At 64.5% G+C, this 22,020-nt stretch carries 29 protein-coding genes and 1 pseudogene; 20 read left to right on the forward strand and 10 right to left on the reverse strand.

Translation table 11 applies throughout. The features are described 5' to 3' along the window. Window positions 1-21: 21 nt before the first annotated feature. Complete coding sequence (locus VF769_RS00810) at window positions 22-807, reverse strand: tetratricopeptide repeat protein (RefSeq protein ID WP_331006468.1); 786 nt, start codon at window positions 805-807, stop codon at window positions 22-24. A gap of 79 nt (window positions 808-886) precedes the next feature. Here VF769_RS00810 and VF769_RS00815 point away from each other — a divergent pair, with 79 nt between their 5' ends. Continuing rightward, on the forward strand, window positions 887-2,269 hold the full coding sequence (locus VF769_RS00815) for a leucyl aminopeptidase family protein (protein ID WP_331006469.1): 1,383 nt from the start codon (window positions 887-889) through the stop codon (window positions 2,267-2,269). Here the strand turns inward: VF769_RS00815 and VF769_RS00820 are convergent. Next, window positions 2,266-2,640, reverse strand: a complete 375-nt coding sequence (locus VF769_RS00820; protein ID WP_331006470.1) for a DUF6768 family protein — start codon at window positions 2,638-2,640, stop codon at window positions 2,266-2,268. The genes VF769_RS00815 and VF769_RS00820 overlap by 4 nt on opposite strands. Then, window positions 2,637-3,176: a sigma-70 family RNA polymerase sigma factor gene (locus VF769_RS00825; RefSeq protein WP_331006471.1), complete on the reverse strand. Its 540-nt coding sequence runs from the start codon at window positions 3,174-3,176 to the stop codon at window positions 2,637-2,639. Before VF769_RS00825 ends, VF769_RS00820 begins: the two co-directional genes overlap by 4 nt. Before the next feature lie 228 nt (window positions 3,177-3,404). Between VF769_RS00825 and VF769_RS00830 the strand changes: the two genes are divergently transcribed. Further along, a complete protein-coding gene (locus VF769_RS00830; RefSeq protein ID WP_331006472.1) occupies window positions 3,405-3,779 on the forward strand; it encodes a MarR family transcriptional regulator in 375 nt (124 codons plus the stop codon). Between the two features lie 84 nt (window positions 3,780-3,863). Here the strand turns inward: VF769_RS00830 and VF769_RS00835 are convergent, their stop codons facing one another. Beyond that, window positions 3,864-4,496 (reverse strand): cytochrome c family protein, encoded by a 633-nt coding sequence (locus tag VF769_RS00835; RefSeq protein WP_331006473.1) that lies wholly within the window; start codon window positions 4,494-4,496, stop codon window positions 3,864-3,866. A 138-nt stretch (window positions 4,497-4,634) separates the two neighbouring features. Between VF769_RS00835 and VF769_RS00840 the strand changes: the two genes are divergently transcribed. Continuing rightward, window positions 4,635-5,351 (forward strand): 3-deoxy-manno-octulosonate cytidylyltransferase, encoded by a 717-nt coding sequence (locus VF769_RS00840; protein ID WP_331006474.1) that lies wholly within the window; start codon window positions 4,635-4,637, stop codon window positions 5,349-5,351. A 9-nt stretch (window positions 5,352-5,360) separates the two neighbouring features. Here VF769_RS00840 and VF769_RS00845 read toward each other — a convergent pair whose 3' ends face one another. Then, complete coding sequence (locus tag VF769_RS00845; RefSeq protein WP_331006475.1) at window positions 5,361-6,236, reverse strand: alpha/beta hydrolase; 876 nt, start codon at window positions 6,234-6,236, stop codon at window positions 5,361-5,363. A gap of 52 nt (window positions 6,237-6,288) precedes the next feature. Here VF769_RS00845 and VF769_RS00850 point away from each other — a divergent pair, with 52 nt between their 5' ends. The 7 genes from VF769_RS00850 to VF769_RS00875 all read left to right on the forward strand — a co-directional run bounded on the left by VF769_RS00850 (window position 6,289) and on the right by VF769_RS00875 (window position 10,035). Next, window positions 6,289-7,140, forward strand: coding sequence for a prephenate dehydratase (locus VF769_RS00850; protein WP_331006476.1), 852 nt, complete (start codon window positions 6,289-6,291; stop codon window positions 7,138-7,140). Between the two features lie 34 nt (window positions 7,141-7,174). Next, the gene (locus VF769_RS00855) at window positions 7,175-7,426 is read left to right on the forward strand and encodes a type II toxin-antitoxin system ParD family antitoxin (protein ID WP_331006477.1); all 252 of its coding nucleotides are present in this window, start codon (window positions 7,175-7,177) and stop codon (window positions 7,424-7,426) included. Further along, window positions 7,419-7,724: a type II toxin-antitoxin system RelE/ParE family toxin gene (locus tag VF769_RS18510; RefSeq protein WP_414731753.1), complete on the forward strand. Its 306-nt coding sequence runs from the start codon at window positions 7,419-7,421 to the stop codon at window positions 7,722-7,724. Before VF769_RS00855 ends, VF769_RS18510 begins: the two co-directional genes overlap by 8 nt. 38 nt (window positions 7,725-7,762) lie before the next feature. Then, window positions 7,763-8,305, forward strand: coding sequence for a sigma-70 family RNA polymerase sigma factor (locus VF769_RS00860; RefSeq protein WP_331006478.1), 543 nt, complete (start codon window positions 7,763-7,765; stop codon window positions 8,303-8,305). Further along, window positions 8,302-8,940: a DUF1109 domain-containing protein gene (locus tag VF769_RS00865; RefSeq protein ID WP_331006479.1), complete on the forward strand. Its 639-nt coding sequence runs from the start codon at window positions 8,302-8,304 to the stop codon at window positions 8,938-8,940. The genes VF769_RS00860 and VF769_RS00865 overlap by 4 nt, the downstream gene beginning before the upstream one ends. A gap of 113 nt (window positions 8,941-9,053) precedes the next feature. Beyond that, window positions 9,054-9,575, forward strand: a complete 522-nt coding sequence (locus VF769_RS00870; protein ID WP_331006480.1) for a hypothetical protein — start codon at window positions 9,054-9,056, stop codon at window positions 9,573-9,575. A 10-nt stretch (window positions 9,576-9,585) separates the two neighbouring features. After that, a complete protein-coding gene (locus VF769_RS00875; RefSeq protein ID WP_331006481.1) occupies window positions 9,586-10,035 on the forward strand; it encodes a YHS domain-containing (seleno)protein in 450 nt (149 codons plus the stop codon). Here VF769_RS00875 and VF769_RS00880 read toward each other — a convergent pair. Continuing rightward, window positions 10,032-11,459: a serine hydrolase domain-containing protein gene (locus VF769_RS00880; protein ID WP_331006482.1), complete on the reverse strand. Its 1,428-nt coding sequence runs from the start codon at window positions 11,457-11,459 to the stop codon at window positions 10,032-10,034. The two genes, VF769_RS00875 and VF769_RS00880, sit on opposite strands and share 4 nt — an antisense overlap. Before the next feature lie 184 nt (window positions 11,460-11,643). Here VF769_RS00880 and VF769_RS00885 point away from each other — a divergent pair, with 184 nt between their 5' ends. From VF769_RS00885 to VF769_RS00900, 4 genes are all read left to right on the forward strand, one after another. Beyond that, window positions 11,644-12,408 (forward strand): electron transfer flavoprotein subunit beta/FixA family protein, encoded by a 765-nt coding sequence (locus tag VF769_RS00885; RefSeq protein ID WP_331006483.1) that lies wholly within the window; start codon window positions 11,644-11,646, stop codon window positions 12,406-12,408. Between the two features lies 1 nt (window position 12,409). Continuing rightward, on the forward strand, window positions 12,410-13,354 hold the full coding sequence (locus tag VF769_RS00890; protein WP_331006484.1) for an electron transfer flavoprotein subunit alpha/FixB family protein: 945 nt from the start codon (window positions 12,410-12,412) through the stop codon (window positions 13,352-13,354). A 167-nt stretch (window positions 13,355-13,521) separates the two neighbouring features. Continuing rightward, the gene (locus tag VF769_RS00895; RefSeq protein WP_331006485.1) at window positions 13,522-14,400 is read left to right on the forward strand and encodes a 3-hydroxybutyryl-CoA dehydrogenase; all 879 of its coding nucleotides are present in this window, start codon (window positions 13,522-13,524) and stop codon (window positions 14,398-14,400) included. 55 nt (window positions 14,401-14,455) lie between these two features. Beyond that, a complete protein-coding gene (locus VF769_RS00900; protein WP_331006486.1) occupies window positions 14,456-14,956 on the forward strand; it encodes a hypothetical protein in 501 nt (166 codons plus the stop codon). Here VF769_RS00900 and VF769_RS00905 read toward each other — a convergent pair. Further along, the gene (locus VF769_RS00905; protein WP_331006487.1) at window positions 14,953-15,552 is read right to left on the reverse strand and encodes a DUF938 domain-containing protein; all 600 of its coding nucleotides are present in this window, start codon (window positions 15,550-15,552) and stop codon (window positions 14,953-14,955) included. The two genes, VF769_RS00900 and VF769_RS00905, sit on opposite strands and share 4 nt — an antisense overlap. A 96-nt stretch (window positions 15,553-15,648) precedes the next feature. On the opposite strand from VF769_RS00905, the gene VF769_RS00910 reads away from it, so the two are divergent. Then, the gene (locus VF769_RS00910) at window positions 15,649-16,149 is read left to right on the forward strand and encodes a hypothetical protein (RefSeq protein WP_331006488.1); all 501 of its coding nucleotides are present in this window, start codon (window positions 15,649-15,651) and stop codon (window positions 16,147-16,149) included. Here the strand turns inward: VF769_RS00910 and VF769_RS00915 are convergent. Next, window positions 16,146-16,817, reverse strand: a complete 672-nt coding sequence (locus tag VF769_RS00915; RefSeq protein ID WP_331006489.1) for a Fe2+-dependent dioxygenase — start codon at window positions 16,815-16,817, stop codon at window positions 16,146-16,148. The genes VF769_RS00910 and VF769_RS00915 overlap by 4 nt on opposite strands. A gap of 79 nt (window positions 16,818-16,896) precedes the next feature. Here VF769_RS00915 and VF769_RS00920 point away from each other — a divergent pair, with 79 nt between their 5' ends. Beyond that, a complete protein-coding gene (locus VF769_RS00920) occupies window positions 16,897-17,724 on the forward strand; it encodes a hypothetical protein (protein ID WP_331006490.1) in 828 nt (275 codons plus the stop codon). On the opposite strand, the gene VF769_RS00925 is transcribed toward VF769_RS00920, so the two are convergent. Together VF769_RS00925 and VF769_RS00930 are read right to left on the reverse strand one after the other, a co-directional pair. Beyond that, entirely contained in the window at window positions 17,721-18,233 is a 513-nt protein-coding gene (locus tag VF769_RS00925) for a GNAT family N-acetyltransferase (protein ID WP_331006491.1), read from the reverse strand. The two genes, VF769_RS00920 and VF769_RS00925, sit on opposite strands and share 4 nt — an antisense overlap. Beyond that, window positions 18,234-18,848 (reverse strand): TlpA disulfide reductase family protein, encoded by a 615-nt coding sequence (locus tag VF769_RS00930; RefSeq protein WP_331006492.1) that lies wholly within the window; start codon window positions 18,846-18,848, stop codon window positions 18,234-18,236. Window positions 18,849-18,873: 25 nt separating this feature from the next. Between VF769_RS00930 and argH the strand changes: the two genes are divergently transcribed. The 4 genes and pseudogenes from argH to VF769_RS00950 form a co-directional block, all read left to right on the forward strand. Then, complete coding sequence (gene argH / locus VF769_RS00935; RefSeq protein WP_349258069.1) at window positions 18,874-20,247, forward strand: argininosuccinate lyase; 1,374 nt, start codon at window positions 18,874-18,876, stop codon at window positions 20,245-20,247. Continuing rightward, complete coding sequence (locus VF769_RS00940) at window positions 20,244-20,441, forward strand: hypothetical protein (protein WP_331006494.1); 198 nt, start codon at window positions 20,244-20,246, stop codon at window positions 20,439-20,441. Before argH ends, VF769_RS00940 begins: the two co-directional genes overlap by 4 nt. Next, window positions 20,438-21,697: a diaminopimelate decarboxylase gene (gene lysA, locus VF769_RS00945; RefSeq protein ID WP_331006495.1), complete on the forward strand. Its 1,260-nt coding sequence runs from the start codon at window positions 20,438-20,440 to the stop codon at window positions 21,695-21,697. Before VF769_RS00940 ends, lysA begins: the two co-directional genes overlap by 4 nt. A gap of 2 nt (window positions 21,698-21,699) precedes the next feature. After that, window positions 21,700-22,020 (forward strand): annotated as a pseudogene (locus VF769_RS00950) (hypothetical protein); the annotation flags it as partial.

Consider the following 22,020-nt stretch of genomic DNA (forward strand, 5'->3'; position numbering starts at 1 on the left):
TGTCGTTCGGGTGCGCGCGGGTTAATGCGGTCGTCCGAGATCGCCCCAGCGTCGCGGATCGCTCAAAAGACTGCGTAGATATTGCATATTCGCGGCCGCCTGCGCCGGCGGCAGATCAATCCGCTCAATCTGCTCGGCCTCATCAAACCTCCCCTGCAGCGCGAGCGCGATGGCAAGGTTTTGACGCGCTTCGGCGGGCGCATTCGGCAAACCGGCGGCCTGCCGCAGGATCGGCTCGGCGTCCTCCGGTTCGCCGGCCATGATATGCGAGACGCCCATGTTCGTAAGCACGCGGGGATCGTCGGGCTGGATCGCCAACGCCTCTTGATAGGCGCGGCGTGCTTCGGTGAAGCGGCCGAGCTGATCGAGCGCCGCACCCAGAGCCGAGCGCACGCGCCAATTCTCCGGCTCGGCGCGCGCGACCAACGCGAGCGGCCGAAGCGCTTCTTGCGGCCGACCGCTGGCGATTTGCGCAAGGCCGTAGGTGGTCAGCAATTGCGTATCCTCGGGGAAACGACCGAGCGCCTCGGCCGCGATCTGCACGGACCTGTCGGCGCGCCCCCCCTTTCGCAGCGCCTCGGAGAAGCGTTGCGCCGCCTCGATATCGTTCGGAAAGGTCTGATACTCAGCCGCCCAGAACGCCATTTGCGTCAGCATGTCCTCGCGGCCGATGCGCTGCCGCGCTTGGCGGTCAACGCTGGGCGCACCCGCGGTCAGCGCTGCTGAAGAGTCACCCGCGCCGTCGCCGGTCGTAGCGCAGGCGGCAAGCGTGGAAAGCGCGATCAGAGCAGCGGGCAGTCGGGACATGGGCCACGAATCCTAACAATTGCGGACACGCTGCCCGGACATGCTCAACAAACGCCTAACGGCGTACTAGGTATCTCAGATGACCAGCCTGCCCTTCCTAACCGACAAAGACGCGCCCGCCACGCCGATCCACGCCATCCGCACCGCTGAATGGAGCCAGTGGATCGAACGCCATTCCGAAACGCTGCGCCGGCTTGCCGCCGCGCACGACTTCCAAGCGCAGAACGCGCGCATCCTGGTTGTGCCCGCGACGGACGGCGCCATCGAGCGGGTGCTGTTCGGCGTCGGCGACAAGGCGAACGTCAACGTGATGGGCGCACTCGCGCAGCATCTGCCGGCTGGCGATTATCGCATCGCGTTTGGGCCGCGCGAGTTCGCGCCAACGCAGGTGGCGATTGCCTGGGGATTGGGCGCGTACGCGTTCGACCGCTACAAGAAGCGCAAGCGTCCCGCGCCCAACCTCGCGCCGCAAGACGGCGCCGACATGGCCGAAGCCACGCGCATCGTTTCGGCGACGTGGCTGGTGCGCGACCTCGTCAATACGCCCACGAACGACATGGGGCCAGACGCGCTGCACGCCGCCGCTGAAGCCATCGCGCAAGCGCATGGCGCGGAGTTCGAAGCGATCGTCGGCGATGCATTGATCGAGCAGAATTATCCGCTGATCCACGCCGTCGGCCGCGCCGCGGCGCAAGCGCCGCGTCTGCTGCATCTTTCCTGGGGCGACGTGGGCGCGCCGCGTTTGGCGTTGGTCGGCAAAGGCGTGACGTTCGATACGGGCGGGCTCGACATCAAGCCGTCCGCCGGCATGCGGATGATGAAGAAGGATATGGGCGGCGCGGCGCACGCCTTGGCGTTGGCCCAGATCGTGATGGAAGCGAAGCTGAACGTGCGCCTCGATCTGTTCTTGCCAGTCGTGGAGAACGCGGTGTCGGCGGATTCATTCCGGCCCGGCGACATCATCAAGAGCCGCAAAGGTCTAACGGTCGAGATCGACAACACGGACGCCGAGGGGCGTCTGATCCTCGCGGACGCGTTGGCGCGCGCGAGCGAAGACAAACCGGCGCTGCTCTTGGATTTCGCAACGCTCACGGGCGCGGCGCGGACGGCGCTCGGCCCCGACATCCCGCCCTTCTTCGTCAACGATGACGCGCTCGCGGCGGAATTCGCGCAAGCCTCGCTCGAAACCTCGGATCCGATTTGGCGCATGCCGCTCTGGGACGCCTATGACAGCGACATGGATTCCAGCATCGCCGATCTCAAGAATACCGGCGATGGCGCGTTCGCCGGCGCCATCTTCGGCGCGCTCTTTCTGCGCAAATTCGTCAGTGCGCCGGTTTGGGCGCATTTCGACGTGTTCGCTTGGGCCCCTAAGGAAAAGCCCGCTCGCCCCGCCGGCGGCGAGGCGCAGGCGTTGCGAGCGAGTTGGCGTGTGATCAAAGGCCGATTTGGCGGCGCCTAGACCGCGTCGCGTGCGGACAAGCGCGCGATCTGCAACTCAAGCCGCTTCACTTCGCGGAGGATCATGTTCTTGTGCATGTCCATCCAGAAGTAGATCTTGAGCATCGCAACGCCGAGCATCGCAAGCAACGCGCCGGCGCTCCAAAGCACGACCTCGCGCACGTCCTCGACGCCAAACGCGTTCCAGACGCACCAGACAAACGCGCCGAACAGTGCGAACGTGATGATCGCCGCGAACACATTGAGTGCGCCCCATGGGCCGCGAAAGGTGCCAAGCACTTCGCCGAACGGCGTTTCATTTTCGAACCGCGCCAAGAAGGCCGCGTCCTCCGCCGACAAAGCCTGACGGATGGCTTGATCGAGATTGCTCATTTCGCTTCTCCAAAATGTCTGCGCAGCGCTTGGCGCGCGGCGAACAAGCGTGATTTCACGGTGCCAGCGGGAGCGCCGGTGATGGCGGCGATGTCGGAGACGCTCATGTCTTCGCCGAAGAACAAACTGAGCGCGACGCGCTGCTCTGTCGGCAGCTGCTTGAGCGCCGCGGCAAGATCGATACGCGCATCATCGTGCGCGAACGTGATCGTTTCGCTTTTCTCCCCGACCGCGTCGGCAAGGCGCGCGTGGCGATATTTGGTCCGCAGCGCGTCCGTGCATTTGCGCGCGGCGATGGCGTAGAGCCACGGCCCGAAACGGGCGGGATCGTCCAGGCGCGCGAGCCCGCGCCAAGCGCTCTCCCAAGTGTCCTGCACCGCATCGCGCGCGGGCTCGACCGCCCCAAGCGTCCGCCCGGCGAAAGCGAGCAGCTTCGGCGACCAGCGCGCCACCAGCCGCTCGGCCGCGTCGCGGGAGCCGCCTTGGGCCAGCAGAACGAGATAATCGTCCAGTGCATGATCTAAGCCTCGCTTCACGCCACAGCCTCTTCTGCCCTTTAAGTCGCGCGGCAACTCGATTTGGTTCGATTGCCGCCGCCAAATTTCGCGCCGATGAAGCCTATGCGCGACAAGGCTCGTTCCGGGTTCCGAAGGATAGATATTGTTAACCATTCCGCCTTCCCCACAAGATGTTGTGGTTACGGTCTTGCATCGACCCCCAAATCAGCGAATCTTCCACTTGCGATTCAATTAAAGGGGAGCCGCATGGAGCTCGGTCAAAACCAAGTAGAAGCTTTGGACCTGTGGCGTCGGGTTACCGTCACGACGGTTCGTTCGGATGCGCCGGACCTGACGGCCCGCCAACTCGCGGTGCTGATGACGGTGCGCCTGCAGCCGGCCCCGCACACCGTGCGCGGCCTCGCCTCGACGCTGAACGTCGGCAAGCCGGCCATCACGCGCGCACTCGACACGCTGTCACGCCTCGGCTTCGTCCAACGCCGCCGCGATCCGAAGGATGGCCGTAACGTGTTCGTGGAGCGCACCGAGAAGGGCGACGCCTTCCTCGATATGCTCGGCTCGACGATCCTGCAGGGCGAAGGCGAGGCCCAAGCCCGCCCGGCCCTCGCAGTCGCGTCGTAAGCGCTACGACCATACGACGAATGCAAGAACGGCGTCCTGGACCTCCAGGACGCCGTTTTCATTTCAGCTGGCGCGCGACTGTCGTTACGGCGTGGCGGGCGCCGGAGCGGCTGCTTGTTCGCCCTCAGCTCCCTCAGCAGCCTCGGCCGGCGCCGCTTCTGGCAAGGGCGCGGGCAGCGGCACGCTATTCGGCGAGATCGAGCGCAGATAGGCGATCATGGCGATGCGGTCCTGATCATTGCGCAGACCGGCGAACGCCATCTTCGTGCCGCGCACCGCCGTCGCCGGCGAGCGCAGGAAATCATTGAGCGCCAAATAATCCCATGAGCCGCCATGGGCGACCATTGCTTCTGAATACTCAAACCCTGCATGGGCTGCGACCGCGTGGCCGAATGCTTCGTGCAGATTCGGACCGATGCGGTTCGGGCCGCCGGCCTCGAAGGTATGGCAGGACGTGCATTGCGCCGAAACGCGCTGGCCGCGGGCGATCAATTCTTCCAATTGGGCCGGATCGGCGAAGATGCGGCCAAAGTCCGGCGGGCCAGCGGGCGCGGCCGGACCGCCGCCGCCAGGAGTCTCCGCGACCTCCGGAAGGAAGCCGGCCTTCTCCGGGTAATTGGCATGGACGATCGCGTCGGCGCCGACGCCGACCACCATCACACCCAGCACAGAAGCGAGAACCGCCCCGAAAATCGAATTCAGCCGAAGATCGCTCATTATCCTGCCCTGATGGCCGATCGCTCAAAGTTCGGGGCGTTATGACCTGCGTCGGGGCGCTCGCCAAGGCGGGCGCGGCGTCTTGGCGCCCCTCCGGCGCACTTGCGCGGCGAACCGCCGCACGGAATACCCAGGCCCATGAAGTCCGTCGTCGTGATCCCGGCCCGCATGGCCTCCACCCGCCTGCCCGGCAAACCGTTGGCCGATATCCACGGCCGTCCGATGATCGCCTGGATGGTGGAACTGGCGCAGCGCGCGCACGCCGGCCCGGTTCTGGTCGCCGCCGCGGAAGCGGAGGTCGCCGCCGCCGCACGCGCCGCCGGCGCGGAAGTGGCGATGACCGATCCAGATTTGCCGTCCGGTTCGGATCGGGTGCACGCGGCGCTACAGGCGTTCGACCCGAGCGGCGCCTACGATGTCGCCGTGAACCTGCAGGGCGACATGCCGACCATGCGTTCGGAAGATGTCGCCAAGGCGCTCGCCGCGCTGCGCGACGGCGCCGACATCGCGACGTTGGTTTCGCCATCGACGGACCCCGGTGAGCGCGAGAACCCGAACGTCGTGAAAGCGATCCGCGCCGCGGACGGCCGTTGCCTCGCCTTCACGCGCGCGCCCGCGCCGTGGGGGGACGGCCCCATCGAACGGCACGTCGGTATTTATGTTTACAAGCGCGCCGCACTGGCGCGCTTCGTCGCCGCGCCGCCCTCGCCGCTGGAATTGCGCGAGAAGCTCGAGCAGCTCCGCGCGCTTGAAATGGGCATGGTCATTCGCGCGGATGCGATCAGCGATTTCCCGAAAGGCGTGGATAGCCCGCCTGATTTGGAATCCGCGCGGGCTGCGTTGGCCAAGCGCTGATCTCCGCACTCACAAGCGCGCAAGTTCTTCACGCATCAGCGCGCCAACTTCCTCCAGCGCCCTGATCGCGGTCTTGGACGAAGCGGTGAGATTGAGACCGCCATGCGTAAGCGTCACGTACTTGCGCTCGATTACGCGCACGCCCGCCTCGCGCAGCTTGGCGACGAACGCTTTCGCGTCCGCGCGCACGGGGTCAAGCGGCCCGCCGCCCGCGACGATGGTGGCGGGCGCCGCCGACAGATCGACATCCAGCAAGGAGGGCAACGCCTCCGCGCCCAGAAAGCGCGCGATATAAAAGGCGGCGGCGCGTCCCAGGAAGCGGAAGTTCCGCAATTCCTCCTCCGCCCACAATGAATCCTGCACATGCACCAGCGGGTAGAGCAACACTTGTAGCGGCACAGCGCCCGGCGTCACGCGATTGATCTCGAGCGCCATCGTCGCGGCCAGGTAAGCGCCCGCGCTATCGCCGGCCAGTGCGAGTTTGTTTGGCGACGCGCCAAAGTCTTGCGCGTTCTGAAACGCCCATACGCACGCCGCGCGCGCGTCCTCGATCTGGCCCGGGAAACGCGTCTCGGGCGCCAGCCGGTAATCGACAGAAAGCACACGCCCCGCGGACGCCTTGGCGAGGTGCGAACAGATGGAATCGTGCGTGTCGATGTCACAGGTCACGAAGCCGCCGCCGTGAAAGAACAACGTCATTGGCGTGTTGGCTGCGTCGGCGGCCTCATAATAACGTGCACGCAGCTGACCGGCCGGTCCGGGAATGTAGAGATCCTCGACCTTCGCCAGTCCGCTCGCGCGCGCCTTCGGCGTCACCAAGAGCGCACGCAACGCGCGCCGGTTCTGCTCCAGGACCGCGAGCTCTGCCCTTTCGATGAAACTCATAAGGCGACGCCCCTACCCGAACCCCGGCGCTTACGCTAACGCTCGCCGCGTCATGTCAAAGCTAGTTGTCCACGACCGCATTTCTTTTCAAGGCGAGCCCGGCGCGAACTCTCACATCGCCGCGCGTGAGGCCTTCCCGGAACTCGAACCCTTGCCGTGTCCGAGCTTCGAGGACGCATTCGCGGCAGTGAGCGAAGGCGCAGCGCGCTACGCGATGATCCCGGTGGAGAATTCCGTCGCCGGTCGCGTCGCGGACGTACACCACCTGATTCCGGAATCCGGCCTGTTTATCATCGGCGAGCATTTCGTGCCGATCCGGCATCAGTTGCTGGGCCTGCCGAACGCGACGCTCGAGGGACTCACGCACGTGCGCTCACATCCGCAAGCGCTGGGCCAGTGCCGCAAGCAATTGCGGGCGATGGGTGTTGAAGCGGTGAAGACAGCCGACACCGCCGGCGCCGCGCGGGAGATCAAGGAACTCGGCGATCCAAAGGTCGGCGCGCTCGCCTCGTCGCTGGCGGCAGAAATCTACGGCCTGAAAATCCTCAAGCCGGACATGGCCGACGCCGCGCACAACACGACGCGCTTCCTTGTGTTCGCACGCGAGCCGCAGGACGCAGCGCCTGATAGTGGCCCCTGCATGACGAGCTTTGTCTTCCGCGTCCGCAACGTGCCCGCCGCGCTCTACAAAGCGCTCGGCGGTTTCGCCACCAATGGCGTGAACATGACCAAGCTCGAAAGCTACATCGAAGGCGGCGCGTTCTCGGCGGCCATGTTCTTCGCCGAAGTCGAGGGCCACCCGGAAGACCGCAACGTGCGGCTGGCGCTGGAAGAAGCGAGCTTCTTCTCGTCCATGCTGAAAGTGCTCGGCGTCTATCCGGCAGCACCCTTCCGGCGGCAGTAGTTGCGCGAATACCATTTTTTGGTACTCTGCAGACATGAGCAAGAACACGTCTGTCTCGCTTGGCGACTACTTCAATGATTTCATTGAACAACAAGTCGCGTCCGGCCGATTTGCATCCGCCAGCGAGGTGATCCGCGCGGGGCTTCGCCTCCTTGAAGATGAAGAAGCCAAGCTGGAACGGTTACGTGAGGCGATCCGTGAAGGCGAAGAGAGCGGCGCTCCGATTGCGTTCGATTTCGATGAATTCTTGTCTGAGTTAAACGCCGAGGCCGAGCAAAGTGCTTAAGGTCGTCATTCGACCGAAAGCGCAGCGCGACCTCAAAGAGATTTGGTCCTTCACGCATAAAACGTGGTCCCGTGAGCAAGCAAATCTCTACCTCTCAACGATAAATGCAGCGATCTCACAGCTACGCCAAAAGCCCGAATTAGGACGACCTTGCGACGACGTGAGTCCGGGACTTCTAAGGCGCAAGGTAGAGCGACACGTCATCTATTTTCGACATCTTCAAGAGAACCTGCTCGTCGTGCGGGTGCTGCACGAACGTATGCAAGTTAAGGCTCACATCGCGAACGACGAAGCGTAACCACACTGAATCATCGTGCGTATGAAACACTGGAGGGAATGGCGGACGAAGCCGAACTCAGAGCCTTGTTGCTCAAGGGCCTCGCTGGCGACGAGGCGGCCCACCGCGCATTCCTGACGGAAGCGGCGGCGCTGTTGCGCGCCTTCTTCCGCAATCGTTTGCGAAGCCGGCCCGAGGATGCCGAGGATCTGGTGCAAGAGACATTGGTGGCGCTGCACACCCGGCGCGATAGCTACGATCCGACCTATCCCCTCACGGCCTGGATGTACGCGATCGCGCGCTATCGGCTCATCGATTTTCTCCGACGCGCCGGTCGGCGAAATCATGCCTCGCTCGATGGCGTCGATGTCGGCGAAGTCGATCCCGTTTATGAAGCGACGGACGCCAAGCACGATATCGGCGTGTTACTCAATCAATTGCCCGAAAAGCAGCGCAGAGCGATCCAGCTGGTGAAGCTCGAAGAGAAAAGCGTGCGCGACGCCGCGACTGAGACGGGGCTCACCGAATCCGACATCAAAATCTCCATCCATCGCGGCTTGAAAACGCTGATGCGTCTCATGGCCGGGGGAGGCGCGTCATGAAGACCGATCAGCTCATCGACATGCTCTCGCGCAACGTTGAACCCACCGAGAAGCCGCGCTGGAAGCGTAAATTGGCCATCACGCTTCTGGTTGGCTTGGGGATTGGCGCCCTGCTCGTCGCGATCGGTTTGGGCGTGCGGCCCGACATTGGCGCGGCGCGCATGCCGGTGATGTGGAAGACATTGTTCTCCGCTGCCGCGGCAGTCGTGATCTTACCGTTGGCGCTGCAGTTGATGCGACCAGGCCGGCCATTGGGCTGGCGCATCGGCGCGGTCGTGTTGTTCTTTGCCTTGTGCGCACTGGCGACGATCGTGGCGCTGATGGGCGAAATGCCGGAACGGCGCTGGGAAGCCTGGATGGGCGGCGCTGTCTTCCCGTGGTGCGTGGTGCTGATCCCAGTGATTGCTGCGCCAACGGCGGCCCTGCTCGTGTGGCTGATGCGCGCGTTCGCGCCGACGCGCTTGACCATGGCGGGCGCGGCGATTGGCGCGCTCTCCGGCGGCATCGGCGCGATGGCGTATGCGATGTATTGCCCGACGGATTCGGTAGCGTTTGTGACGACTTGGTATTCTGTGGCGATTGCGACATGCGCGGCGCTGGGGGCGCTGATCGTTTCGAAATTTTTGCGCTGGTAACCAAATTTCGCACCGCCGGCTTCCGGCCGGCTGTAACCACGCACAAACTTCAAACGATCTTCCCTCCATCGACCCCATGCCGGCTTCCAGGCTGGCGGTCCGAGGGATAGCCCATGCTCAGCCACATCAAGCGCTACGCGCCGATCGGCATTTCATTGTTCGCGGCCGTCGTTTTTCTCGACAGCCTGCGCTTCAAATTCACCGATCACCCCAACACACAAGAAATCTTCGGCCGGCTCGACGGCTGGGCCGGCACGCTCGGCGCGGCGGGTCTGTTCGGCCACACCGGCCTCTTCAGCCAATACGTGATCGGCTCTGCCGAATTGCTCGCCTCGACGCTCTTGCTCGTCGGCCTGCTCCCCCGCTTCACGCGCCTCAACGCCCTCGGCGCACTGATTGGCTTTGCTGTGATGAGCGGCGCGGTGAGTTTCCATCTCTTCACGCCGCTCGGCATCGATCCGAACAATGACGGCGGCGGCCTGTTCGCGGCGGCCGTGACGATCTGGTTCAGCGCCATCGCGCTGCTGATCATCCGCCGCGCCGAACTTATGGGCCTCGTGCGCGATCTTGCGCGCGCCTTTGTCCCCACATCCAACCCCGCCGCCGCGCCGCTCCGCGCGCCGGCTCACGCTTAAGGTTCATCCCATGCGCACTCTGCTTCTCGCGGTCGCGATTGCCACCGCCTCTATCGCCACGCCCGCATTCGCCGATCAGGCGCCCGTGCACACCGCGCTGCTGTCGCGCCTCGCGGTCGGCGGCTACGATCCGGTGGCGTATTTCACCGATGGTCGCCCAGTGCGCGGCACGGTGGAGCACCGGATCACGCACCAAGGCTATGAATATCGCTTCGCTTCGGCAGAGCACCTCGCCGCGTTCCGCGCCAACCCTTCGCGCTATCTGCCCCAATATGGCGGCTATTGCGCCTGGGCGGTGAGCCAGGGCTACACAGCCGCCGGCAATCCCAACAATTGGCGTATCGTCGATGGCCGGCTCTATCTGAACTATAACGACGAAATCCAAACCCGCTGGGAACGCGACATCCCCGGCTTCATCCGCAGCGCCAATGCGAATTGGCCGGGCGTGCTCAGCCGCTAAGCCACGGCCGCGGCCGCGCCCATCAGCGCTGTGCCGATCGGCGCACCCATGTCGCCGGCGCGGCCGTCATTCGTGGCGGCGGCCGCCACCACGCCGCGGCTGCGGTCGAACATTACTTCAGCATACCAAAGCGTGTTTGACCCATTGTGCCAGAGTGCGCCGTTGCGTTCGGACCAGCCCATCGCGTACGGCCCGCCAAAGGGCGGCGTGTGCAGCGCATCCCAGCTCTCCGTGCGGAGGAAGGCGCTGCGTTCGCAATGTGCGCGGAGATATTTGAGCACATCTTCCAGATTTGCGTGGACGCGGCCGGCGGGGCCGAGCGCGGCCGGATTGTCCGTGATCGGCGCCCCTGGAGGCGCGGGGATCAGCGGCGTGCTCGCTTGACCATTGCGCACAGTGGTCGGTCCCGGCGCATGCCCGCACGGTTGATCATACGCCCCCGGCGTCCCCGGCGCGCCTTGTCCAGCGCTCGCCATGCCCAGTGGATTGAAAACGTGTTGCTGGATCAGATTTTCCCATGGCGCGCCAAGCTTCGCTTCCAGCATCGCGCCAGCGATCACGTAGCCGTTGTTGGAATATTCGAAGCTCTGCTCCTTTGGCCCAACAGGGGTTTGCAGCAGTGCGAGCCGCGCGTAGGCGATGCGATCCGCGCGGGCGTCGGCGCTCTCACGCGGGAAGCCGATCAGCTGCGGAATCTCGATATTGCCTTGAAGCCCCGCGCGATGGCTGAGCAAATGCCGGAACGTGACATCGCGATATTCGGCGCGCATGTCCGCGATGGCGCCGCCCAGCACGCTATGCACCGTGTCATTCCAGGAAACACCGCCCGCTTCGACCGCGCGCGCAACCAAGGTGGCGGTCATGGACTTCGTGATCGAGCCCAGATGCCATTTGTCCGATGTGGTTACGGCGGCATTCTGGCCGATGGCGCGCAGACCATCGGCGAAAGCAATGCCGCGACCGTTCAAGTTCGCCGCGGCAGCCGCGAACGCCGGGGCGCCAGCTTGCGTCCGCAATTGCGCCAAGCGCGCTTGCGTCAGCGGCTCGGCCGGCGGCGCGGTCGCGGCGACTTCTTCGCGCGTGAACACGAGCGGCAGCGCGCCGCCTTGCGTGAATTGCCCTTCGATGCGCCCGCCGAGCAGGACGCCACGAAAGCTCGCATTGATGACCGGCAATGAGAGCATCAGCTGCGCCCCCTCGATCCGGGTCGTGCCAACGGGGATCGCCGAATTGCCCTGATCCACACTGTAGAGTACGGCGCTCGGCCCTGGGCTCACGACCAAGCGCAGGCGCAGACGTTGCGAACCCAAGTCCAGCGCCCCGTGCCATTCGCCCATAAAGTCGGCCGCGCTCTGCGCGTGGGCGACGCCGCCGAGCAAGCCTGACGCAGCGGCGCCCATGAGAAACGGCCGACGAGACATCATCTGAAACACTCCGGAATTGACGCGGCCCACAGGGCCTGGATGCGGTAGCCGCCCCGCACGGATGCAAAGGGGCGCGGCCTTCTGTCACCATAGTCGCATTGACGAGCGTTTTCTTACGCCGCTAGTGTCCGCCCGCGATTGTGCGCTCGCGAAGGCGCTGGCGATTGTCTCAAGGATTTCAAGCATGAAGGTGCTCGTCCCGGTCAAGCGGGTGCTCGACTATAATCTCAAAGTTCGCGTCAAGCCGGACGGCTCGGGCGTGGACCTCTCCAATCTCAAGATGTCGATCAACCCCTTCTGCGAAATCGCGGTCGAAGAGGCCGTGCGCATGAAGGAAGGCGGCGGCGGACACGCGGCGGGCGCGGCCAAGGAAGTCGTGGCCGTCTCGATCGGCCCGGACCAGGCGCAAGAGACGCTTCGCAATGCGCTCGCCATCGGCGCCGACCGCGGCATCCTGGTGAAGGCGGACGGGGAAGTTGAGCCGCTTGCGGTCGCCAAGATTTTGAAAGGCGTGATCGACGCCGAGAAGCCGGATCTCGTCATCCTCGGCAAGCAAGCCATTGACGACGACGCCAACCAAACCGGCCAAATGCTGGCCGCGCTTCTCGGCTGGCCGCAAGCCACGTTCGCCTCGAAGATCGTGCTGCAAGGCGGCAAGGCCACCGTGACGCGCGAAGTCGATGGCGGCCTGCAAACCATCGACGTCGAGCTGCCGGCGATCATCACCACCGACCTGCGCCTCAACGAGCCGCGCTATGCGTCGCTGCCGAACATCATGAAGGCGAAGAAGAAGCCGATCGACGTGAAAGCGCCGGCCGACTTTGGCGTGGATACGACGCCGCGTCTCAAAGTTCTGAAGACCGCCGAGCCCGCCAAGCGCGCCGGCGGCATCAAAGTGAAAACGGCCGGCGAACTCGTCGGCAAGCTCAAAGAAGCGGGAGTGATCTAACATGGCCGTTCTTGTTGTTGCTGAGCACGACAATGCGTCCGTGAAGGACGCGACCCACAAAGTCGTCAGCGCCGCGAAGGCGATGGGCGGCGATGTTGACGTTCTTGTTGCGGGCTCGAATGCGGGCGGCGCTGCCGCAGCCGCCGCGAAAATCGAAGGCGTGCGCAAAGTGCTGCACGCCGATGGCGCCACACTCGCCAAGCAAATGGCCGAAGCGCTCGAAGCTTTGATCGTGCCGTTGATGGCGAATTACGACGCCGTGCTCTTCCCCGCCTCCACGACCGGCAAGAATGCGGCGCCGCGCGTCGCCGCAAAGCTCGACGTGATGCAAGTCTCGGGCGTGATCGGCGTTGAAGGCGCGGATACGTTCGTGCGCCCGATCTACGCCGGCAACGCCATCGTCACAGTGAAGGACGAGCAAGCCAAGAAAGTGCTGACCGTGCAGCCGACCGCGTTCAAGGCGTCGGGCGAAGGCGGCAGCGCTGCGGTGGAAACCGTCGCCGCGCCTGGCGGCCCGTTCAAGGCGGCGTTCGTCTCGGAAGAAATGGCGAAGTCGGATCGCCCGGAACTCGCGTCAGCCAAGCGCGTCGTCTCGGGCGGCCGCGCGTTGGGATCGAGCGAAGAATTCAACCGCGTGCTTGAGCCTTTGGCCGACAAGCTCGGCGCTGCTGTCGGCGCGTCGCGCGCCGCGGTCGACGCGGGTTACGCGCCGAACGATTACCAAGTCGGCCAGACCGGCAAAGTGGTCGCGCCCGAATTGTACGTGGCGGTCGGCATCTCCGGCGCCATCCAACACCTCGCCGGCATGAAGGACTCCAAGGTCATCGTCGCCATCAACAAGGATGAAGAAGCCCCGATCTTCCAGATCGCGGATTATGGGCTGGTCGCCGACTACAAGGCCGCCGTGCCGGAATTAATGGACGAGCTGACCAAAGCGGGCGTCTAAGCCCATCTGGAAAGCCAGAGATTCAACCGCTAGGGTAGCGCCGTCGCGATTTGTTTCGCGGCGGCGTTTCCGCTTTTGGCGGCCTGTAGAAAAGATGCTGCGCTGCAACATTGGCCGTGCTAAACGGTCGGTTTCGCGCAGAAGAAAAGCGTGATGGCCGGAGCAAGATGACCGACATTCGCACCGTAGGCGTGGTAGGCGCCGGACAAATGGGCAATGGCATCGCGCACGTGTGCGCGTTGGCCGGCTATGATGTGTTGCTGAACGATGCCGACGCCGCCCGGATCGACGCCGCTGTCGAGACCATTCGCGGCAATCTCAACCGTCAGGTCCATCGCAACATCATCACCCAGGCGGAGTCGGACGCCGCGCTGAAGCGCATCAAAGGCGCCAGCAAGCTGACTGATCTGGGCGCGGCCGATCTCGTCATTGAATCCATCGTCGAGCAAGACGAGGCCAAGCGCAAAATTTTCGCCGATCTCAAGGCCACGCTGAAGCCGACGACGATCCTGGCCTCGAACACGTCCTCGATCTCGATCACGCGCCTCGCCGCGACCACGGATCGGCCGGACAAATTCATCGGCATTCACTTCATGAATCCGGCGCCAGTGATGAAGCTCGTCGAGCTCATCCGCGGCCTCGCCACCAGCCAAGAGACCTACGACACCTCGGTGAAGTTCGTCGAAAGCCTGCACAAGACCATCGCCAACGCCGAAGACTTCCCCGCCTTCATCGTCAACCGCGTGCTGGTGCCGATGATCAACGAGGCGATCTACACGCTGTATGAAGGCGTGGGCTCGGTCGAAGCGATCGACAAGGCGATGAAGCTGGGCGCGAACCATCCGATGGGCCCGCTTGAACTCGCGGACTTCATCGGCCTCGATACGTGCCTGTCGATCATGCAGGTGCTGTATGATGGCTTGGCGGATTCCAAGTACCGCCCGTGTCCTCTGCTGGTGAAATACGTCGAAGCCGGCTGGCTCGGCCGCAAGACGCAGCGCGGCTTCTACGACTACCGCACCGATCCGCCGACGCCGACGCGCTAAAAATCACGGCATCGCTCTTGCATTAACCGTCCCAACTTAAGGGACGCGACGACGCATGAGCATTGCAAGTATTGGCGCGAGTTCGCTCTCGGCGCTGTTTGCACTTGGCCGATCAAAGGAAATCGCAGAGCAGCAGGCGTTTCAGCCGGCCATCGGCGCGCTCAGCGAGGCGGCAAGTCCTGCCGCGTCCGGGACGATTTTGCCGGCCGCGAACACCAGTCTTGGCCTCTCGTTTGAAACCATCCTGCAGCTGCAAGGCCAAGCTGACGAAGATGCGCAGGCCAAGGCGCTTGAAGACGGCATGTCGGTAAAGCCGCCGACCGCCGAGGAACTCTTCCTCAAAGAAGCGCGCAAATCGCCCATCGAGCGCATGCGTGAGCAGATTTTGGAATCGTTGGGCCTGACCGAGGAAAGCCTCGCTCAGCTGCCGCCTGACGAGAAGCGCGCGATGGAAGATAAGATCGCCAAGATGATCGAGGAAAAGCTGCGTGAAAGCGCGGGCGCTGAGCCGGGCGCGGAAGCTAGCAATGCCTCGATGATCGAATTGGTCGCTTAACGCGCAAACACCAGCGTGAAATTGTTCGCCGGCATTTCGATGGTGTCGCGCAGCGCAAGCCCTTGAGCCTTCGCGGCCGCCTCCACCGCTTCCAGATCACGTACGCCAAAGCGCGGGTCGCGCGCCTTCAGCCATTGATCGAATTCCTCGTTCGAGGGCGCGGTATGCGCGCCGCCGCGCTTATAGGCGCCATAGGTGAAGAGCACCCCACCCGGACGCAACAGGCGCGCCGCCCCCGCCATCAGGCCAAGCGTCGCCTCCCATGGCGAAATGTGGATCATGTTGATCGCCACCAGCGCATCGAAGGGGCCTTCCACATCCCATTCGGCCGCCGACACATCAATCGCCCGCGGCGCCAGCACGTTGGTGACACCTTCGGCCTCTATCCACGCGGCGATGCTCTCGCGCGCGGCTTGATCGGGGTCGCTGGTTTGCCAGATCACGCCCGGCAGCGCTTGCGCGAAGAAGATGGCGTGTTCCCCGGTGCCCGAGGCGAGTTCCAGCACACGCGCCGAGGCTGGCAACAGCTGTTGCAGCACGGCAAGAATGGGCGCGCGATTACGCGCCACGGAGGGCGATTGCTGGCGGGCGTCCATGGGCGATCACAAAGCACGCAGCCGCTTCTGGGGAAAGCGCATCGCCCCACGATTGCGCCCCAGTGACGCCGCGAATTTCGCATCTAAGCTAGCGTGATGAACGGCCCGCCCATACCGCAGCGCATTCCGCCGCTGAGCTGGCGCAAGCCGGCGTTCCTGTGGACGCCGCTGGCGCTGGGGCTGGCCATCAGCTGGCCGCTGGCGCTGTTCTACGGCAATCCGGGGTCGCAGCGCCTCGCGGTGACGGCGCTCTTTGCCGTGTTTGGGCTTTCGCTGATGACGCTGGGCGCGCGCTGGGCGTTGGGGAAGGCGCCGAAGATGCGCAGCATCGTCGTCTCGCACATCGTCTCGGTCGCGCTCGTGGTCGCGCTGTTGTCGCCCTTTGCGCTGGGCCAGCTGCTCGGCGGTGAAAACGCTGGGCAACACGTGACGTTCTCCATGGCGCTTTCGGTGTTGCCGCTGCTCCTGCTCGTCGGCCTACCGATCGCGCTGATCTCCGGCGTGCTGTTCGCATGGGTGGCGCTCACAAGGCCCAAGACCGCCAACAGCGACGATCTCATCATCACCTTCCAAGGCGACGTGCAGCCCTTCCGCTAACGCGCCCACATCCGCAGCAGGTTCGAGATCGATTTGTCCAGCAACAGCAATTGCTCGCGCGGCGCGCCGATTTCAGCGAAACGCATGCGCGCAACCGAAAGATCAAACAGAGTCTCGCGCTGCGCCGCGTCCGCTACGAAGCTCTGAATCCAGCCCACCGCCGCGATGCGCGCGCCGCTGGTGACCGGCGCGACGTAATGGATTGATGTGGCCGGGTAGAGAATGGCGTCGCCGGCGTCGAGTTTGAGCGATTGATCCCCGAGCGCGCTTTCCGTGACGAGCTCGCCGCCCTCATACGCATTGCGATCCTCCAAGAAGATCGTGAAAGCCAGATCGGTGCGGAGCTTATCGTCCGCCGGCCCCATCAGCGCGTCATCGGTGTGCGCGCCATAGGTCATGCCGGGCTCGTAGCGGGAGAAGATCAGCCGCGTGATCCGCGCCGGGCGCGCTGCGATCTCAAACAGGGGGTGGCGGCGCAGCGCCTCGACTACGAAGCGCTCCAGCGCCTGGATTTTGCTCGCGGACCCATCAGCCTGGAGGTTTTCCTTCACGCCGCGCGCTGCGGCGCCTGCCGTGCGCTTGCCTGAAATCCAAGCCGTTTCAGCGAGTTCGGCGCGGACCTTGGCCAGGTCCTCCCCCTCCAGCACGTGCTGCAGAATGACGCTCATACGACCGCACAATCCTTATTGCGAATGATTTGCATTTGGTACAGTTTGCGCGCCGCTTTGTGAATTTGGGAGTGGGCGAATGATCGCGTGGAAGCTGAAGCATTGGCGCGTTGTCGGCGTCGCCGCGGCCTTCTCGGTGGCGGCCTGCGGCGGCGAAGGCGGCGAGACAGGTGCTTCCGGCGATGGCGGTGAAGCCGGCGAAGGCGGCGATGTGGTCGCCCCTCCCGCGCCGACGGCTGAGGCGCCCGCGGCGGCTGCTGCGGGCGGCGAAGCTGGCGAAGCCGGCGCACAGACGGCTTATGCAGGGCTCGAGGGCGACCAGCGCATCACGCTGCGCCTCCACCATTTGCAGGGCTTCGTGCTGGCCGCCGAGCGCGTCCTGCAGGACCCGAACACGCAACCGGCTGACGCCGCCATCCTCGTCCAACAGGGCGTGCTGGAAGTCTACGACGCCTTTCCCACCGAATTCGGCACGCTGAACGCCGACATCGTCCGCGCCGCAGGCGACACTGAAGCCTCGCGCGATCAGCTCACGCAGCGCATCAACGCCGCCAAGGCCGAGATCGCGCGCGCGTCTGGCGCCTTGGAGGCCGACGCGGCGATCACGGTCGCGCGCCTCGTCGACATCTCAACGGGCCTTTATCAGCTCGTGATCCAGGAAGATTTCGTCGATCCGATCGAATATCAGCACAGCATGGGCGCGGCCTTGGCCGCGCAAGCCGCGCTGCGGGAAGCGCAAGCCGATCTGCGCCGCCGCGACGCCGCCGCCTACGCCGAAGCCAATCGCGAAGTGGAGCGCTTCGTGGCGCTGTGGCGTCAAGCCACCGCCCCTGAAGCGCCAACACCCTACAATCAGCTTCTCGCGCAAGGGTCGCGCATCCGCTTCGCGCTGTCGCCCTACCTTTAAGGACGGCGCAGCAAAACCGAGAGCGAACCCTTGTATTCAGCCTCGCCGTAAGCGGCGTAGCCGAGCTTGGCGGCGAGCTTGAGCGAGGGCGCGTTCTCGGGCGCAATCATGCAGACAAAATCGGTGCGGCCGAAATGCGCCACACCCCAGTCCAAGGCGGCGCGCATCGCCTCGTACGCATAGCCTTTGCCGTGCGCCCAAGTCGCTAACGCCCAGCCTTGCTCGGGCGCTTCAAAGCGCGGCTCGATCTCGCGCTTGAATGTACCCCAGCCGCCTTCGCCGACGAATTTGCCGGTAGCCTTTTCCTCGATCAGCCAGAAGCCGTGCCCCAGCAATGCCCAGTGGCCGACATAGCGCAGAAGCCGCCCCCAGCTCTCCTCGCGCGAGGACGGCAGGCCGCCGATAAAGCGTGCGACCTCCGGGTCAGCCCACATCGCCGCGCTCGCATCGAGATCGCTCAATACGTGCCGCCGTAACCGCAGGCGTTCGGTTTCAAGAACGGGCGCCATTTATTCCCCCGCGAGCACTGCCTCCAGCAATGCAATCGCTTCGGGGCTAGCCCAATCGGCGCCGCCGGCCAAGCGGGCGCGTTCCTGGCCATCGCGATCATAGATGATCGTGACCGGCATGCCGGCGGCTTGCGCGTCGAACAGGACGCCGCGGGTCATGTCCATGAGGAAGGGCAGCGAATTGTCGCTGAGTTCGCCAAGTTGACGCACCGCGTTTGCACGATCAGCCTCGCTATCGACGCTGATCGGGATCACCTTGAGCCGATCTCCGAAATGACGCTGCAGCGCGCCCAGCGTCGGCATCTCCTCCACACACGGGGCGCACCACGTGGCCCACAGGTTCAGCACGATCACCTCGCCTTCATAGGCCTGCAGATTGGTCTCTGCGCCCTGGGCGTCGGTCAAAGTCCGCGTGGGCATGGGCGGCGGCGCTTCCATGATCTGAAGTCGGCGCATGTCGCCCTGTGCATATTGCATCAGCCCAAGATTCGCTTCGGGCTTTGAAGATGCCGCGAAAAGCACGTAAAGGAGCGCGATGACGCCAGCCGCGAGCATCAGCATCGCGGCCCACAGAGCCCAGTTGCGCGGCGTCTTGGAGCTAGTGTTCGTGTCCAATTCCAATTCCTCGGGCGGCCAAAAGATGTGGGGCGGGCGCTTCGCCACGCAACCCGCGGACGCCATGCAAGCCATCAACGCTTCGATCGATGTCGATCAGCGCTTGTGGCGCGAGGACATCGAAGGCTCGAAGGCGCATGCGGCGATGCTGGCGGCCCGAGGGATCATTACGCAAGAAGACAATGAAGCGATACAGGCCGGCCTGGATCAGATCGCCGCGGAAATCGCTGGCGGCGCGTTCAAATTCTCCACGGAACTCGAGGACATCCACCTTAATATCGAAGCGCGGCTGACCGAGCGTATCGGCGAAGCCGGTAAGCGCCTGCACACCGGCCGCTCGCGCAACGATCAGGTGGCGACGGATTTCAAGCTCTGGACGATGCGCGCCTCGCGTGAGGCCGGCGATGGCTTACGGGCGCTGCAGAAGGCGCTGGTGAAGCAAGCCGAGGCGCACGCCGACTGGATCATGCCGGGCTTCACGCATTTGCAGACGGCGCAACCGATCACGCTTGGCCACCATTTGCTCGCGTACGTCTCCATGTTCGAGCGCGACCGCGTCCGCATCATTGGCGGCGCACTCGAAGCGGCGTGGGAATGTCCGCTGGGTTCGGCCGCGCTCGCTGGCACGCCCTATCCGATCGATCGCGAGATGACGGCGCAAGCGCTTGGCTTCCACGCCCCCGCCGGCAATTCGCTCGACGCCGTCGGCTCACGCGATTTCGCGCTGGCGGCGCTCGCCAATCTCTCGATCGCGGCGACGCATCTGTCGCGCTTGGCCGAAGAGATCGTGCTGTGGACCAGCCCGCAATTCGCCTTCGCGTCGCTGAGCGATGCGTGGTCGACGGGCTCTTCGATCATGCCGCAAAAGCGCAACCCGGACGCAGCGGAACTCATCCGCGCCAAGGCCGCGCGCATCGGCGCCGATTTCGCCGCGCTCAACGGCATTGTGCAGAAGCTGCCGCTCGCCTACGCCAAGGATTTGCAGGACGACAAAGCGCTCACCTTCAACGCGTTTGACTCGTTCGCACTCTCGATCACCGCCATGATCGGCATGATCGAAACCATGCGCTTCAAACGCGAAGCCATGCGCGCCGCCGCCGCGCGCGGTTATTCCACCGCCACCGATCTTGCCGATTGGCTTGTCCGCGAACTCAAGGTCCCGTTCCGGGAGGCGCACGAAATCACCGGCAAAATCGTCCGCCGCGCCGAGGATGCAGGCGTCAGTGAGCTTGGCCTGCTGCCGATTGAGGATTTCCAGGCCGTGGACGCCCGCATTACCGCTGCCGCACGCGGCTTGTTGACGGTTGAAAAGTCGGTCGAGAGCCGGGATAGCTATGGCGGAACCGCGCCGCAGCGCGTGCGCGAGCAAGTCGAGCGCTGGAAGGAGATGTTCGAATGAAGCGGACGATACTTGCCCTGACGGCGCTCACGCTGCTTGCGGCCTGCGGCGTACAAGGCGAACTGGCCCGCCCCGATCCGCTCTGGAACAGCGAGGAAGCGATCCGCCGCGAGTGCGCGCGCCAGGCCGAGCGCAATCAAGAACAGGACGCGCGTTGCGCCCAATACGAATCCGGGGCGCAGACCAACCCGTGAACCATTTCGACTATCGCGGCGGCGTGCTCTGCTGCGAGGGCGTTTCGCTGGAAGCCATCGCGGAAGCCGTCGGCACGCCAGTCTATGTCTATTCGAGCGCGACGCTTGAGCGGCACTACGAGGTGTTCAAGCAGGCGTTCGCGCCGCGTGACACGCTGGTCGCCTTCGCCGTCAAAGCAAACGCCAACATCGCCGTCATCAACACGCTCGCGCGCAAGGGCGCCGGCGCCGACACCGTAAGCCAAGGCGAGATCGAGCGCGCGCTGATCGCCGGCGTGCCGCCCGAACGCATCATTTTCTCCGGCGTCGGCAAGACGGAAGCTGAGTTGGCCTTCGCGGTGAAGACCGGCGTGCACCAAATCAATGTCGAGAGCATCGCCGAACTCGAGGCGCTGGCGCGGATCGCGGCGAGCTTGAACGCCAAGCCCTCGATCGCCATTCGCGTGAACCCTGACGTGGGCGCCGGCGGGCACGAAAAGATCACCACCGGCAAAGGCGACACCAAGTTCGGCGTCTCGATCGATCAGGCGCTGCAATATTACGGCCGCGCGCACGCTGATCCGCACCTGCACGCCCGCGGCCTTGCCGTACACATAGGCAGCCAAATCAAGGACCTCGGCCCGCTCGAAGAAGCGTTCAAGGCCATGCGCGGCATGGCGGAGCGCTTACGCGCCGCGGGCTTGAGCATCGACCGTCTCGATCTCGGCGGGGGCTTAGGCGTGCCCTATTTCAATGAGCCCGATCCGCCAACGCCGGCCGCATATGCGGCGATGGTCAATCGCGTGTTCGACGGCCTCGATATCGGCCTCGCGTTCGAACCGGGGCGCATGATCGCGGGCAATGCCGGCGTATTGCTGTCGCGCGTCATTCGCCTGCAAGAGCGCCCGACCCGGCCGATCGTCGTGCTCGACGCCGGCATGAACGATCTCATCCGCCCCGCCATTTATGACGCCTATCACGGCATCAAGCCGGTGCGGGAGGCGAAAGGCGAGGCGGAGACCGCTTACGATGTCGTCGGTCCGATCTGTGAAACCGGCGATCTTTTCACCCGTAATCGCGCCCTGCCGCCGCTCGCCGCGGGCGATCTGGTGGCGTTCATGACCGCCGGCGCCTATGGCGCGACCATGTCGTCCACCTACAACGCGCGCGCGCTCGTTGCTGAAGTGTTGGTGCGCGACGACAAATACGAAATCGTGCGCAAAAGATGGGAGCTGAAGGATCAGCTTGCGCTCGAACACATTCCGGACTGGGAGTAGAGATGCGAACGATCCTGATTGCGGTGGCCGCCCTTGCCTTGAGCGCATGCGCCAGCGCGCCGCCCGCGTCACCGCAGGATACGTTCTTCGCCAATCTCTCCACGCTGTGCGGCAATGCTTACGCCGGCCGCGTCGTCACCACCGACGCGGCGGACGCGAGCTTCACCAGCCAGCCGCTCGTCATGCATGTGCGCGATTGCAGCGCGAGCGAAATTCGCGTGCCGTTCAATGTCGGCGAAAATCGTTCGCGCACCTGGGTGATCACGCGCACCGGCGAAGGTCTGCGCTTGAAGCACGATCACCGCCACGAAGACGGCAGCGAA

Origin of the sequence: Vitreimonas sp. (genome assembly GCF_036392335.1) — a bacterium.
Classification (GTDB): domain Bacteria; phylum Pseudomonadota; class Alphaproteobacteria; order Caulobacterales; family Aquidulcibacteraceae; genus Vitreimonas.

What these genes read in the sequence shown, in the direction of transcription:
- VF769_RS00810 (WP_331006468.1), bottom strand. Translation starts at nt 807, where the DNA reads ATGTCCCGACTGCCCGCTGCTCTGATCGCGCTTTCCACGCTTGCCGCC.
- VF769_RS00815 (WP_331006469.1), top strand. Translation starts at nt 887, where the DNA reads ATGACCAGCCTGCCCTTCCTAACCGACAAAGACGCGCCCGCCACGCCG.
- VF769_RS00820 (WP_331006470.1), bottom strand. Translation starts at nt 2,640, where the DNA reads ATGAGCAATCTCGATCAAGCCATCCGTCAGGCTTTGTCGGCGGAGGAC.
- VF769_RS00830 (WP_331006472.1), top strand. Translation starts at nt 3,405, where the DNA reads ATGGAGCTCGGTCAAAACCAAGTAGAAGCTTTGGACCTGTGGCGTCGG.
- VF769_RS00835 (WP_331006473.1), bottom strand. Translation starts at nt 4,496, where the DNA reads ATGAGCGATCTTCGGCTGAATTCGATTTTCGGGGCGGTTCTCGCTTCT.
- VF769_RS00840 (WP_331006474.1), top strand. Translation starts at nt 4,635, where the DNA reads ATGAAGTCCGTCGTCGTGATCCCGGCCCGCATGGCCTCCACCCGCCTG.
- VF769_RS00845 (WP_331006475.1), bottom strand. Translation starts at nt 6,236, where the DNA reads ATGAGTTTCATCGAAAGGGCAGAGCTCGCGGTCCTGGAGCAGAACCGG.
- VF769_RS00850 (WP_331006476.1), top strand. Translation starts at nt 6,289, where the DNA reads ATGTCAAAGCTAGTTGTCCACGACCGCATTTCTTTTCAAGGCGAGCCC.
- VF769_RS00855 (WP_331006477.1), top strand. Translation starts at nt 7,175, where the DNA reads ATGAGCAAGAACACGTCTGTCTCGCTTGGCGACTACTTCAATGATTTC.
- VF769_RS00860 (WP_331006478.1), top strand. Translation starts at nt 7,763, where the DNA reads ATGGCGGACGAAGCCGAACTCAGAGCCTTGTTGCTCAAGGGCCTCGCT.
- VF769_RS00865 (WP_331006479.1), top strand. Translation starts at nt 8,302, where the DNA reads ATGAAGACCGATCAGCTCATCGACATGCTCTCGCGCAACGTTGAACCC.
- VF769_RS00870 (WP_331006480.1), top strand. Translation starts at nt 9,054, where the DNA reads ATGCTCAGCCACATCAAGCGCTACGCGCCGATCGGCATTTCATTGTTC.
- VF769_RS00875 (WP_331006481.1), top strand. Translation starts at nt 9,586, where the DNA reads ATGCGCACTCTGCTTCTCGCGGTCGCGATTGCCACCGCCTCTATCGCC.
- VF769_RS00880 (WP_331006482.1), bottom strand. Translation starts at nt 11,459, where the DNA reads ATGATGTCTCGTCGGCCGTTTCTCATGGGCGCCGCTGCGTCAGGCTTG.
- VF769_RS00885 (WP_331006483.1), top strand. Translation starts at nt 11,644, where the DNA reads ATGAAGGTGCTCGTCCCGGTCAAGCGGGTGCTCGACTATAATCTCAAA.
- VF769_RS00890 (WP_331006484.1), top strand. Translation starts at nt 12,410, where the DNA reads ATGGCCGTTCTTGTTGTTGCTGAGCACGACAATGCGTCCGTGAAGGAC.
- VF769_RS00895 (WP_331006485.1), top strand. Translation starts at nt 13,522, where the DNA reads ATGACCGACATTCGCACCGTAGGCGTGGTAGGCGCCGGACAAATGGGC.
- VF769_RS00900 (WP_331006486.1), top strand. Translation starts at nt 14,456, where the DNA reads ATGAGCATTGCAAGTATTGGCGCGAGTTCGCTCTCGGCGCTGTTTGCA.
- VF769_RS00905 (WP_331006487.1), bottom strand. Translation starts at nt 15,552, where the DNA reads ATGGACGCCCGCCAGCAATCGCCCTCCGTGGCGCGTAATCGCGCGCCC.
- VF769_RS00910 (WP_331006488.1), top strand. Translation starts at nt 15,649, where the DNA reads ATGAACGGCCCGCCCATACCGCAGCGCATTCCGCCGCTGAGCTGGCGC.
- VF769_RS00915 (WP_331006489.1), bottom strand. Translation starts at nt 16,817, where the DNA reads ATGAGCGTCATTCTGCAGCACGTGCTGGAGGGGGAGGACCTGGCCAAG.
- VF769_RS00920 (WP_331006490.1), top strand. Translation starts at nt 16,897, where the DNA reads ATGATCGCGTGGAAGCTGAAGCATTGGCGCGTTGTCGGCGTCGCCGCG.
- VF769_RS00925 (WP_331006491.1), bottom strand. Translation starts at nt 18,233, where the DNA reads ATGGCGCCCGTTCTTGAAACCGAACGCCTGCGGTTACGGCGGCACGTA.
- argH (WP_349258069.1), top strand. Translation starts at nt 18,874, where the DNA reads ATGTGGGGCGGGCGCTTCGCCACGCAACCCGCGGACGCCATGCAAGCC.
- VF769_RS00940 (WP_331006494.1), top strand. Translation starts at nt 20,244, where the DNA reads ATGAAGCGGACGATACTTGCCCTGACGGCGCTCACGCTGCTTGCGGCC.